Origin of the sequence: Reyranella sp. (assembly GCF_004297405.1) — a bacterium.
GTDB lineage: Bacteria > Pseudomonadota > Alphaproteobacteria > Reyranellales > Reyranellaceae > Reyranella.
Map to the genome: position 1 here is coordinate 99,896 of NZ_SCVC01000015.1, position 11,707 is coordinate 111,602.

General features: G+C 65.4%; 11 protein-coding genes. 6 read left to right on the forward strand and 5 right to left on the reverse strand.

The genetic code is table 11. From position 1 onward, the window contains the following. Positions 1-46 precede the first annotated feature (46 nt). From EPO50_RS12895 to EPO50_RS12920, 6 genes are read left to right on the forward strand one after another with little or no spacing between them, the layout of a single operon-like run. Positions 47-136, forward strand: a complete 90-nt coding sequence (locus tag EPO50_RS12895) for a potassium-transporting ATPase subunit F (RefSeq protein WP_020699354.1) — start codon at positions 47-49, stop codon at positions 134-136. Positions 137-155: 19 nt separating this feature from the next. Beyond that, the gene (gene kdpA / locus EPO50_RS12900; protein ID WP_296344581.1) at positions 156-1,865 is read left to right on the forward strand and encodes a potassium-transporting ATPase subunit KdpA; all 1,710 of its coding nucleotides are present in this window, start codon (positions 156-158) and stop codon (positions 1,863-1,865) included. A gap of 11 nt (positions 1,866-1,876) precedes the next feature. Beyond that, positions 1,877-3,925: a potassium-transporting ATPase subunit KdpB gene (gene kdpB, locus EPO50_RS12905; RefSeq protein ID WP_296344583.1), complete on the forward strand. Its 2,049-nt coding sequence runs from the start codon at positions 1,877-1,879 to the stop codon at positions 3,923-3,925. Positions 3,926-3,949: 24 nt separating this feature from the next. After that, positions 3,950-4,540 carry a potassium-transporting ATPase subunit KdpC gene (gene kdpC / locus EPO50_RS12910; protein WP_296344585.1) on the forward strand — a complete coding sequence of 197 codons (591 nt, stop codon included), beginning with the start codon at positions 3,950-3,952 and terminating at the stop codon, positions 4,538-4,540. A gap of 15 nt (positions 4,541-4,555) precedes the next feature. Then, positions 4,556-7,231, forward strand: a complete 2,676-nt coding sequence (locus tag EPO50_RS12915; RefSeq protein WP_296344587.1) for a sensor histidine kinase KdpD — start codon at positions 4,556-4,558, stop codon at positions 7,229-7,231. Then, positions 7,221-7,904 (forward strand): response regulator transcription factor, encoded by a 684-nt coding sequence (locus tag EPO50_RS12920; protein WP_296344589.1) that lies wholly within the window; start codon positions 7,221-7,223, stop codon positions 7,902-7,904. Before EPO50_RS12915 ends, EPO50_RS12920 begins: the two co-directional genes overlap by 11 nt. 1 nt (position 7,905) lies before the next feature. On the opposite strand, the gene EPO50_RS12925 is transcribed toward EPO50_RS12920, so the two are convergent. The 5 genes from EPO50_RS12925 to EPO50_RS12945 form a co-directional block, all read right to left on the reverse strand. Next, a complete protein-coding gene (locus EPO50_RS12925; protein ID WP_296344590.1) occupies positions 7,906-8,781 on the reverse strand; it encodes a hypothetical protein in 876 nt (291 codons plus the stop codon). 91 nt (positions 8,782-8,872) lie between these two features. Further along, complete coding sequence (gene dapA / locus EPO50_RS12930; RefSeq protein ID WP_296344592.1) at positions 8,873-9,820, reverse strand: 4-hydroxy-tetrahydrodipicolinate synthase; 948 nt, start codon at positions 9,818-9,820, stop codon at positions 8,873-8,875. Between the two features lie 9 nt (positions 9,821-9,829). Next, entirely contained in the window at positions 9,830-10,276 is a 447-nt protein-coding gene (locus tag EPO50_RS12935; RefSeq protein ID WP_296344594.1) for a hypothetical protein, read from the reverse strand. Then, the gene (locus EPO50_RS12940; protein WP_296344596.1) at positions 10,273-10,494 is read right to left on the reverse strand and encodes a hypothetical protein; all 222 of its coding nucleotides are present in this window, start codon (positions 10,492-10,494) and stop codon (positions 10,273-10,275) included. The genes EPO50_RS12935 and EPO50_RS12940 overlap by 4 nt, the downstream gene beginning before the upstream one ends. Before the next feature lie 106 nt (positions 10,495-10,600). Continuing rightward, positions 10,601-11,704: a hypothetical protein gene (locus tag EPO50_RS12945; protein ID WP_296344598.1), complete on the reverse strand. Its 1,104-nt coding sequence runs from the start codon at positions 11,702-11,704 to the stop codon at positions 10,601-10,603. Positions 11,705-11,707 lie beyond the last annotated feature (3 nt).

The window sequence follows — 11,707 nt, forward strand, 5'->3', positions numbered from 1 at the left end:
GCTGATCGCTTACGAGCGTCTCTGCCACCGGATCTGAGGACGCATCATGATTCTCGATTACGTCCTGGGCGGCGGGCTCGCCGCGATCCTGCTCGTCTATCTGACCGTCGCGCTGGCGCGCCCGGAAAAGTTCTAAGGAAAGTTCTGAGGCTGCCATGACCATCAACGGCTGGGCGCAGATCGCGCTCTTCGTCGCGCTTCTGCTGCTGTTCACGCGGCCGCTCGGCGGCTACCTCGACAATGTCATGGCGGGGCGGCGTACCTTTCTGTCGCCCGTGTTGGTGCCGGTCGAGCGCGGCTTCTATCGTCTGGCCGGCATCAATCCTGCGGAAGAGCAGAGCTGGTGGGTCTATGCCCGCGCCATGATCGTCTTCCACATCGTGGGTTTTGCCTTTCTCTATCTGTTGCTGCGTCTGCAGGATCTGCTGCCCTTCAATCCGCAAGGCATGGCGTCGGTGCCGCCAGATCTTGCCGGCAATACGACGGTGAGCTTCCTCACCAACACCAACTGGCAGAGCTACGGTGGCGAGAGCACCATGAGCTATCTCTCGCAAATGGCCGGGCTCTCGGTGCAGAACTTCCTGAGTGCGGCGACCGGCATTGCGCTCGCCATGGCCTTCGTCCGCGGTTTTGCGCGTACTGAAGCGAAGACAATCGGCAATTTCTGGGCCGACCTCGTGAGGGTCACGCTCTATGTGCTGCTACCGATCTGCGTTCTGCTGACTCTCTTCTACGTCTGGCAGGGCGTGCCGCAGAACCTCGCCTCCTATGTCGAGGCGACGACTGTTGAAGGCGCTAAGCAGACCCTCGCGCAGGGCCCCGTCGCGTCACAGCTCGCGATCAAGATGCTGGGTACCAACGGCGGTGGCTTCTTCAACGCTAACTCTGCGCATCCCTACGAGAATCCGACCGCCTTTACCAATCTGGTGCAGATGCTCTCCATTCTGGTGATTGGTGCGGCGATGACCAATGTCTTCGGCCGAGCGGTCGGTGACGAACGCCAGGGTTGGGCGATTTTCGCCGCCATGGGCGTGCTGTTCCTGGTCGGTACCTATGTGGCCTATTGGGCGGAGGCCGGCGGTAATCCGCTGATCGCCGCACTCGGTGTCGACAACACGGCCGGCAACATGGAGGGCAAGGAGGTACGCTTCGGTTCGCCGCTGTCCGCTCTCTTTGCCGTGGTCACCACCGCCGCCTCGTGCGGTGCCGTGAACGCCATGCACGACAGCTTCATGCCGCTCGGTGGCATGATCCCGCTGATCAACATGCTGCTGGGCGAGATCATCATCGGCGGCGTCGGCGCCGGCCTCTACGGTGTGCTGCTGTTCGCTATCCTGGCGATCTTCCTGGCAGGCCTCATGGTCGGCCGCACGCCCGAGTATGTCGGCAAGAAGATCGAGGCGCGCGAGGTCAAGATGACCATGCTGGCCATCCTTTGCCTGCCGCTGGTCATCCTGGGCTTCACGGCGCTGGCCAGCGTGCTGCCGGTGGGTCTCGCCGGCCCGGCCAATGCTGGTCCGCACGGGTTCAGCGAGATCTTCTACGCCTACACCTCTGGTGCCGCGAACAACGGCAGTGCCTTCGGTGGGCTGACGGCCAACACCGTCTTTTACAACGGCACGCTCGCCATCGCGATGATGGTCGGCCGGTTTGCCATCATCGTACCGATGCTCGCCGTAGCTGGCTCGCTTGCCGCCAAGCGCAAGACCGCGGCGTCGGCCGGTACTTTCCCCACCCACGGCGGCCTGTTCGTCGGCCTGTTGGTCGGCGCCATTCTGATCGTGGGCGGTCTTACTTACCTACCGGCCCTGGCGCTCGGACCGATCGCCGAGCACTTCGCGATGCTGGCCGGCACGTTGTTCTAAGAGGCGTCATCATGAGCAAGAAAGACAAGTCGCCGTCCCTGTTCGACGCGGCAATCCTCAAGCCTGCGCTGCTTGCGAGCTTCACCAAGCTCGACCCACGCGCGCTCGCCCGTAACCCGGTGATGTTCACCGTCGAACTGGTGGCGCTGGCCGCGACCGTGCTGACTGTGCGCGATCTCATCGTCGGGTCGCCGCGCACCGGCTTCGAGATCCAGATCGTAATCTGGCTGTGGGTCACTGTCCTGTTCGCGACCTTCGCCGAGGCGGTGGCCGAGGGCCGCGGCAAGGCCCAGGCCGATACTCTGCGCCGCATGCGCAGCGAGACCATGGCCAAAGTTCTGCTGGGCGTCGGTGACATGTTCGAGCCGCGCCGTGCCCATACGCTCAAGGTCGGCGACAGGGTCCTGGTCGAGGCTGGTGATCTGGTGCCGGGCGACGGTGAGATCATCGAAGGCGTGGCAACGATCGACGAGTCGGCGATCACCGGCGAATCGGCGCCGGTCATTCGCGAGGCTGGCGGCGACCGCTCGGCAGTGACCGGCGGTACGCGCGTGCTGTCGGACAGGATCAAGGTCCGCATCACCGCCGAGCAGGGATCGAGCTTCCTCGATCGCATGATTGCCCTGGTCGAAGGTGCCTCGCGCCAGAAGACACCCAACGAGCTGGCGTTAAGCGTCCTGCTGGCTGGCCTGACTCTGATCTTCGTCCTGGCGGTCGTAACCATCCCGAGCTTCGCCACCTATGCCGGCGGCGCCGTCTCGGTAGTCGTGCTGATCGCCCTGTTCGTGACCCTGATCCCCACGACCATTGGCGCGCTGCTGTCGGCCATCGGCATCGCCGGCATGAACCGCCTGGTGCGCTTCAATGTGTTGGCGACTTCGGGCCGTGCCGTCGAAGCGGCGGGCGATGTCGACACACTGCTGCTCGACAAGACCGGCACCATCACGCTCGGCAATCGTCACGCCACTCAGTTCATCCCGGTGACCGGCGTCAACGAGGACGAGGTGGCACGCGTCGCCCAGCTCGCCAGTCTGGCTGACGAGACGCCTGAGGGCCGCTCCATCGTCGTGTTGGCGAAGGAGAAGCACGGTTTGCGTGGGGTCGAGGTGGCGGAGCTGCATGCCAGCTTCGTGCCCTTCACGGCGCAGACCCGCATGAGCGGCGTCGATCATGAAGGCGCGGTGATCCGCAAGGGCGCCGTCGATGCCGTGATCGAGCATGCGCGCTCGCTCGGCGTCACACCGCCGACCGAGGAGGTCAGCCGTATCTCCACCTACATCGCCAAGGAGGGCGGCACGCCGCTCGCCGTATCGCGCAACGGTCAGATCCTCGGTGTCGTCTACCTGAAGGACATCGTCAAAGGCGGCATCCGCGAGCGCTTCGCCGAGTTGCGTAGCATGGGCATCCGCACCGTGATGATCACCGGTGACAATCCGCAGACGGCGGCGGCGATCGCGGCCGAGGCCGGCGTCGACGACTTCCTGGCCCAGGCCACACCCGAGGCCAAGCTTCGCTTGATCCGCGAGGAGCAGGCGAAGGGCAAGCTCGTGGCGATGTGCGGCGACGGCACCAACGATGCGCCCGCCCTTGCCCAGGCCGATGTCGGCGTTGCGATGCAGACCGGCACCAACGCCGCGCGCGAAGCCGGCAACATGGTCGACCTCGACAGCGATCCGACCAAGCTCATCGAGATCGTGGCCATCGGTAAGCAGCTCCTGATGACGCGTGGCGCGCTTACGACCTTCTCGATCGCCAACGACGTGGCGAAGTACTTCGCCATCATCCCGGCGATGTTCATCGCCTTCTACCCGCAGCTCGGCGTGCTGAACGTAATGGGCCTCGCGACACCGGAGAGCGCCATCTTGTCGGCAATCATCTTCAATGCGCTGATCATCATCGCCTTGATCCCGCTCGCCCTGCGCGGCGTGCAGTATCGGCCGAGCGGCGCCGCTGCGCTGCTCCGGCGGAACCTTCTAATTTACGGCATCGGCGGTCTGATCGTGCCCTTCGCAGGCATCAAGCTGATCGACGTCATCGTCACGGCCGCAGGCCTCGCCTAGCCGGTCCGCGACAAGGAGAGAACCATGCTTCGTCATTTCCGCGCATCCATCGTGATGCTCCTGTCGATGACCGTGCTGCTGGGCCTGGCCTATCCACTGGCCATGGTCGGTCTCACCGGAGCCATTTTTCCCAGCCAGGCGAAAGGGTCGCTGATCGAGCGCGACGGCAAGGTCATAGGGTCGAGCCTGATTGGGCAGAACTTCATCGGCGAGGGCTACTTCCACGGCCGGCTGTCGGCCACCCTGGACACGGATCCCGCCGATGCGACCAAGACCGTGTCGGCGCCCTACAATGCCGCGAACTCGTCGGGCTCCAACCTCGGCCCGACCTCCAAGGCGCTGATCGATCGCGTCAAGGAAGACGCCGACAAGCTCGGCAAAGGCGTACCGGTCGACCTGGTCACGACCTCGGGGAGCGGCCTCGATCCGCATCTCTCGCCGGCCTCCGCCGCCTGGCAGGTGGCGCGGGTTGCCAAGGCGCGGAACATGCCGGAAGCCGACGTCCAGCGCCTGGTTGCGCAGCATACCGAAGGCCGCATGTATGGCCTGCTGGGCGAGCCCAGAGTCAATGTCCTGCAGCTCAACCTGGCGCTCGACGCGCAGGCCAAGCGGTGACAATGATCGGGCTCTATGGCCCAGGTCACTGACGACGCCCGCCCCTCTCCCGACGCGCTGCTCAAAGCTGCGGAAAAGGAAGCGCGCGGCAAGCTCAAGATCTTTCTCGGAGCAGCACCAGGCGTCGGCAAGACCTACGAGATGCTGTCGGCAGCGCATCGCCGCCGACGGGAGGGCATCGATGTCGTGGTCGGTGTCGTGGAGACGCATGGTCGTAGCGAGACCGAGGCCCAGCTCGCCGACCTCGAAGTCGTGCCACGCCGGTCCATCGACTATCGTGGCCGCACCCTTCAGGAGATGGATCTCGACGCCATCCTGAAGCGACGGCCGGCGCTGGTCCTGGTCGACGAGCTTGCCCACACCAATGCCGAGGGCAGTCGCCACCCCAAGCGCTATCTCGATGTCGAGGAGCTGCTGACCGCCGGCATCGACGTCTATTCGACCCTGAACGTCCAGCATATCGAGAGCCTGAACGACGTCGTGGCGCGCATCACGCGCATTCGTGTGCGCGAAACCATCCCTGATCGCGTGGTTGACGCTGCGGACGAGGTCGAGCTGATCGACCTGACGCCGGCCGATCTCATCGCGCGGTTAGGTGAGGGTAAGGTCTATGTCCGCGATCAGGCGCAACGTGCGCTTCGCCACTACTTCTCGCCCGGCAACCTGACCGCGCTGCGCGAGCTGGCGCTTCGCCGCACTGCTGTGCGGGTCGATGAGCAGATGCGCAGCTACATGCGCGAACATGCCATCACCGGCCCCTGGGCAGCGGGCGAGCGGGTGATCGTCTGCCTCGATCCTGGGCTGGGAGCAGCCAATGCCGTGCGCGCCGCCAAGCGCAGTGCCGAGGCGCTCGATGCCGAGTTGATCGCGCTCTATGTCGAAACCGATCGCCACGCCACATTGAGCGAGCAGGAACATACGCGACTCACCGAGGCGATGCGGCTGGCAGCCCAGCTCGGCGCGGAGGTTGTGACCGTGCCCGGCCGGTCGGTGGTCGAGGAGGTGGTGGCCTTCGCCCGCCTACGCAACGCCACACGTGTGGTGGTCGGCAAGTCGCGACGCTCTCGCTGGTTCGAGTTGCGGCACGGCTCGGTGGTCGACGAGCTGGTGCGCTCGGGTTCCGGCCTCGCTGTCGAGGTAGCGCCTTCGGGCGATCGAGAGCCGGCGGCCAGCGCCAAGGACTGGCTGCGCGACGTGCCAAGGACGCCGGGACCTTATCTCGAAGGAATCCTGTCGACGGCGGCGGCGACAGCGATCGGCGTGCTGGTCGATCGGTTGATCGTGCTGCCGAACATCTCTCTGATCTACGTGGTGCCGGTGCTGGCAGCGGCGGCGCGTCATGGGTTGGTGCCTTCGCTCTGGGTGTCGAGCCTGAGTGTCCTCTGCTTCAACTTCTTCTTCTTGCCGCCGCTCTATCAATTCACCATCACCGATCCCGCCAACGTGATGGCGCTGTTCTTCTTCATGGTGGTGGCGGCGATCGCGAGTGCACTCGCAGCGCGCACGCGCGTCCAGACCGAATCGGCGCGGCGCGAAGCGCGGACCACAGCCGAACTCTATGCCTTTAGCCGCAAGATTGCGGGTGTCGTTGATCTCTATGATCTCCTGTGGATCGTGGTGACCCACCTTGCGCGCCTGCTCAATGCCGAGATCGTCGTCCTCATGCCAGAGGGTGGCAGGCTCGCAACCAAAGCCGCGTTTCCGCCGGATAGTGAATTGAGCGAAGCGGACATCGCGGCCGCCCGCTGGTCGTGGGACGCTGACCGGCCAGCCGGCCGTGGCACCGATACCCTGCCGGGCGGGCGTTGGCTGTTCGTGCCTTTCCGCACCAGCCGGTCGGCCATCGCCACGATCGGCGTGCTGCCCAACAAGGAAGGGCGTGAGCTGTCCGCCGGTGAACGCCGCCTGCTCGAGGCGGTGGGCAACCAGGCAGCCGTCGCCATCGAGCGCGTGACCCTTGCCGAGGACATCGACCAGGCCCGCCTCGGCGCCGAGCGGGAGCGCCTGCGTTCCGCCATGCTCACGTCGGTGTCGCACGATCTGCGCACGCCGCTCGCTTCGATCATCGGTTCGCTCTCCAGCCTGCTGAGCTATGGCGAGCGCTACGATGCCGGTACGCGCCGGGAGCTGCTGGCGACAGCCCAGGCCGAAGCCGAGCGGCTGGATCGCTTTGTCGGCAACTTGCTCGATATGACGCGGCTCGATGCCGGCGCCATCGTTCCCAAACGCGAGGCGGTCGAGGTCGGCGACCTCGTTTCGACGACCCTGCGCCGGATAAAGCCGCTGATGACGGGGCATACAGTATCGAGCACAGTTCCACAGGGGATGCCGGCCCTGCAGCTCGATTTCGTGCTGGCTGAACAGGTCCTGTTCAACCTGCTCGACAATGCCGCCAAATATTCACCGGCGGGCGGTGACATCGAGGTCGTGGCGCGACAGGAGGGTGGGCGAATTGAGATCGCGGTGCGCGACGAGGGGCCAGGTATCGCCGAGGGTGACCTTGACCGTATCTTCGAGAAATTCTATCGAGCCGATGCTGGTGATCGCCGCCGCGCCGGCACTGGCCTTGGACTTGCCATTGCACGGGGCTTCGTCGAGGCGATGGGCGGCACGCTCACGGTGCGCAATCGAGTGGACCGGAGTGGTGCGGAGTTCTTGGTGATCTATCCGGTGACCCGACATGGCGGCTGACGGCGCCACCATCCTGATCGTCGACGACGAGCCACCGATCCGCCGCCTGCTGCGCACAACGCTGTCTGCGCACGAGCACCGTGTCCTGGAGGCTGCGAACGGCGCGGAAGCATTGTCAGCCATGCGGCATCATCGACCCGATCTCGTGCTGCTCGATCTCGGGCTGCCGGATGTCGACGGCCTCGACCTGATCGCTCGGCTGCGCGGGCTGGCGCACGTGCCCATCGTGGTCCTGTCGAGCCGCGGCGACGAGGCCGCCAAGGTGGCGGCTCTCGATTCCGGCGCCGACGACTATGTCACCAAGCCGTTTGGCGCCGAGGAGCTGATGGCGCGTATTCGTGCCGCGCTTCGGCATCGCCTGCAGGAGCAGGGAGCTGAGCGAACCTTTTCCAGCGACGATCTGAAAGTCGATCTGGTGCGCCGCCACGTCGAGCGCGGTGGCGACGCCATCAAGCTTTCGCCCAAGGAGTACGACATCCTCGAACAGCTCGCGATCCATGCCGGCAAGGTGCTGACGCACCGTCATTTGCTGCGCGAGGTCTGGCGCGACGAATCGGTCGATCCGCAGTACCTGCGCGTCTACATTCGTCAGCTTCGCCAGAAGATCGAAGCTGATCCGGCCTCGCCCCGGCACGTGCTGACCGAGCCGGGCGTGGGGTATCGGCTGGTCTGAGTTATTTTGCGACCACTGCACCCGTAGCGACGTTGAGCACAGCGCCATCATCCAGGCCGATGCGGTAGATTTCACGCAGCACGTTGCCGGAGAAGCCGAGCTCGACGATCGACACCGTCTTGAAGGTCGTCTTGATTCCCTCCGGCAGGATCTGGTTGAACTCCGCTGCGGTCTGGTTGAACGCCGCCTGGATCTCGGGCGTGAACTTGGCCATCGAATAGACCAGCGTGTTGTGCGGATTGTGTGGACGCAGTTCCTTGCCGTCCTTCACGGTATTCAGGCCGCTGACGCCCACGGTCTGCACCAGCTCCTTTCCAGCATCACCCATGGCGGCGTAGACCGGCCCGGTGACACGTGGCAGTGGACCGTCGCGCAGTGGTGTAAGGGCCGTCGTGGCGATCGTGTTGAAGGCCATCATGGCTTCGAAGCCCGGGCCTTCCTTGACGATACCGAGGTCGAGCCACCAGGGATGGCCGGCGCCCTTGGCCGCTTCCGTCGTGTAGAAGGTCTTGAGTGTCAGGTTGAGCACCGGCGGCAGCTTGGGCATCGCCTTCAGCATCTTCTCCGGTGTCGTTGGATCGGAGTTGTGAATGTGCAGCACGGTGACATGAGGAATGTTGAAGCGCAGGGCTTCGTCGATGAGATTGGCGTCCAGTAGCTTCTCACGCAGCAGGCCGCCGATCGTGATGGCCAGGACATCGTTCACTTCCTTCGGCAGGGTGTAGACCAATCCGAAGGTGCGTTTGTGTTCGCGGAAGGCGGGTGAGGTCAGCGAGCTGTTGTCGATTCCACCTTGTGCCAGTGCCGCCTCGGTATGGAGCATCGCCAAGCCGGTCATGGCAATGACCGCTGTACGGCCGAACAATTTGAGCCTCATGATATCTCCCCTCGGTAGCGAATCCCTCGGCCACGCTAGGTGCGCGGTGGGTGAAACGCTACCGGAATATCGGGGGCGACGGCTCCAGCGGTCAGGCAGCGCGGGGCTGATGGGGTTGCGACGCCGCAAAACGCAGGGCCGCGACGCGTTCCGCGCTCTCCACGGATTCCAGCACATGCATCAGCTTCTGGTCGTCCAGTGGGCCGAGCGGTGTCAGGGGCAGACGCAGCCCATCGCCCATCAGGCCGAGGTGGTGCAACGCCCGCTTGAGCGGGATCGGGTTGGCCTCTAGGAAAAGTGCGGCGTGTAGCGGCGCCAGGATCCGCTCGAAACGCGCAATCTCGACGGAATCGCGAGTATCGCAGGCGCGATGGAGAGCGGCACACAAGCCCGGGGCGACATTCGCCGTGACCGAAATGCAGCCATCGCCACCAGCCAGACGAAAGGCGGCCTGGGTCGGGTCGTCGCCGGACAGCAGCAGGAAACGACTGCCCAGCCGACGGCGCAGACGCGGCACGCGCGGGATGTTGCCGGTTGCGTCCTTGAGGCCGAGGACTCGCGGCAGGTCGGCGAGGCGGCGGATCGTGACGTCCGCCAGCGCACAGCCGGTGCGCGACGGCACATCGTAGAGAATGAGGGGCAGGCCCACGGCATCGTGGATGGCCTTGAAATGGCCAACCAGGCCACTTTGGCTTGGCTTGAGATAGAAGGGTGTGACGCACAGCAGCGCCAAGGCGCCGGCCTTCTCCGCCGCCTGCGCCAGTTCGACGGCCGTCTGCGTGTTGTTGCTGCCGGCGCCGGCGATGACCGGCACGCGACCGGCGGCAGCGGCCACGGTGCGCGCGATGACCAGACGGTGTTCGTCCAATGTGAGCAAAGGCGCTTCGCCTGTCGTGCCACAGGGGACGAGGGCCGAGGTGCCATGCGAAATCAAGCGGTCGCACAGTTTCTCGAGCGCCTCGATGTCGACCTTGCCGAACCGATAGGGTGTGGGCAGTGCGGCCATAGAGCCGCGGGCACGCGTGACGATGTCGAACATGTGTGGCTTCTAAGCTGCCATGCGCGCGGACTGAACAGGCGCCAGCACCAGGCGGCGCGCCACGTGATCGAAGGCGACGATGTCGAGTCCGGCGGCCAGTGCGTGCGTGCGAATGGCGGAGAGGCCGTTGGCGCAGGGACAATCGGCGCCCTCGACGATCACGCGTCCCGCGGCACCGGTGCGGTTGCGCGCGGCCTGCAGGGCATCGTGAAGCTCGTCTTCGTTGGCGACGTCGACGATCCAGGCGAGATCGGCGGCTTCGCGATCGGGTGATGCGGCGCCTGGCCGCAGGCTGCGCACACAGGCGCAACCGCGATGCATCAGGGCGAGAACGACGGAGAGGGTGTGATGGCCGATGACGGCGACATGGGCCGACGGGGGCAGGTGGGCGACCGCCATCACGCGATCGACCAGGGTGTCGGACGAAACGACAGAAGCAACAGCGACGGCGGTCATTGGTTTTCCTTTTCGAGACGAGAGACGTGCAGGGGCGCCGGCACGCAGCCGAAGTAGCGGCGGCAGGTCAGCCGCGTCTGCTTCGGTTCGGTGGCCGGTCCGGTCGTAACGCCGACATCGGTAGCGAGGGGTTCTTGGCTCGAAGATGGGGCTGCCGCTGCCATGAGGGCGAGGGCGGCGATCGTGGTGCCCCGGGTCATTGATCTGACGACAGACATGGGTCGGCGTCTCCTGGACGACCAACCATGTAGGAGTGCGGCCCGTATGAATTCGAGGCTTCGGAAAGGGCCGCGGTATAGCCGCGGCATATAGGCCGGAAGAGGTCTATTTCGGCAGGGAGTCGAGCGCTTTCTTGGCGTCGGCGTCGTTCTGGGCCGCCGCCTGTTGCAACCAGCTCTTGGCCTTGGCGGCGTCGGCGGCAAGACCCGCGCCGCCCTTGGCCAGCAGCAGACCGAGCTTGCGCTGAGCCTCGGCAACACCAGCCAGGGCAGCCCGCTCGTACCAATCCGCCGCCAGGGTGCCGTCGCGCGGGAAGCCTGCCTTGGCCTGCATTGTGGGATCGTAGAAGGAAGCCAGCTCGACCTGAGCGGCGGCGTTGCCTTGCTCGGCGGCCTGGCGGAACACCAGGAAGGCCGCGGCCACGTTGCCGTCCTTGGTGAATTCGCGGCCCTTGGCGAGCATCGCGTCGGGCTGCGGCTTGGTCGCGAGATACTCCGCTACGGTCTCGCGCACGGACTTCTTCGGCGGCTCGGTGCTGGCGAGTGGCGTTGGGGAGCCCGTTGGCGGTGGAACTGCAGCGACGATTGGTTCGGGTTCGTTGAAGTGGTTGGTCCAGACGTAGTAGCCGCCACCGATCAGGATCAGCAGGATCGCTGTCGCCACCATCCAGCCCGTGCCACCGCGACGCTTCGCGAGATCGGCCATCGGATCGCGCGCGGCACGCAACTCGGGTATCGGCCGGGGCGGTGGCGGTGGTGGCGGCATGACGACGGTTGGCGGCTCCGGCACGGGGTCGGGCTCGGGGGCAGGCCGCTCGCGGGCACGGCGCAGGCGCACGATGTCGTCGGCAAAGGGGTTCGAACCGTCAGCAGCACCCGACGTCAGCATCGCAGGCCAGGCGACGACCGTGGTGCCGACGACGCCGATGTCAGGCTCGCGCACGCGCAGCCGGACGGTCGCAATGCCGGCCAGGCGATCGCAGATTTCAGGGCCAAGATGGAATTCCAGAACCTCGCCACGGCGCCTCACCTGATCGGGCATCAGCCAGGTTTCGGTGCGCCGCCAGCCATCGTCGGCCAGATGCGAATCCGGCCCCTGCTGGCGCTGGATCGAGATGGTGAGGCCGTCGGGCGCAGCGTCGAGCTCGCTCACGCGCAACAGCGCGTGGCCGGGTTCGGTCAGAGGAGTGATGGAGGCGCGAACAGGCATCGA

Bases quoted from the DNA above. Each gene is read 5' to 3' on its own strand.
- EPO50_RS12935 (WP_296344594.1), bottom strand. From the start codon at position 10,276: ATGACCGCCGTCGCTGTTGCTTCTGTCGTTTCGTCCGACACCCTGGTC.
- EPO50_RS12895 (WP_020699354.1), top strand. From the start codon at position 47: ATGATTCTCGATTACGTCCTGGGCGGCGGGCTCGCCGCGATCCTGCTC.
- EPO50_RS12945 (WP_296344598.1), bottom strand. From the start codon at position 11,704: ATGCCTGTTCGCGCCTCCATCACTCCTCTGACCGAACCCGGCCACGCG.
- kdpB (WP_296344583.1), top strand. From the start codon at position 1,877: ATGAGCAAGAAAGACAAGTCGCCGTCCCTGTTCGACGCGGCAATCCTC.
- EPO50_RS12915 (WP_296344587.1), top strand. From the start codon at position 4,556: ATGGCCCAGGTCACTGACGACGCCCGCCCCTCTCCCGACGCGCTGCTC.
- EPO50_RS12920 (WP_296344589.1), top strand. From the start codon at position 7,221: ATGGCGGCTGACGGCGCCACCATCCTGATCGTCGACGACGAGCCACCG.
- kdpA (WP_296344581.1), top strand. From the start codon at position 156: ATGACCATCAACGGCTGGGCGCAGATCGCGCTCTTCGTCGCGCTTCTG.
- EPO50_RS12940 (WP_296344596.1), bottom strand. From the start codon at position 10,494: ATGTCTGTCGTCAGATCAATGACCCGGGGCACCACGATCGCCGCCCTC.
- kdpC (WP_296344585.1), top strand. From the start codon at position 3,950: ATGCTTCGTCATTTCCGCGCATCCATCGTGATGCTCCTGTCGATGACC.
- EPO50_RS12925 (WP_296344590.1), bottom strand. From the start codon at position 8,781: ATGAGGCTCAAATTGTTCGGCCGTACAGCGGTCATTGCCATGACCGGC.
- dapA (WP_296344592.1), bottom strand. From the start codon at position 9,820: ATGTTCGACATCGTCACGCGTGCCCGCGGCTCTATGGCCGCACTGCCC.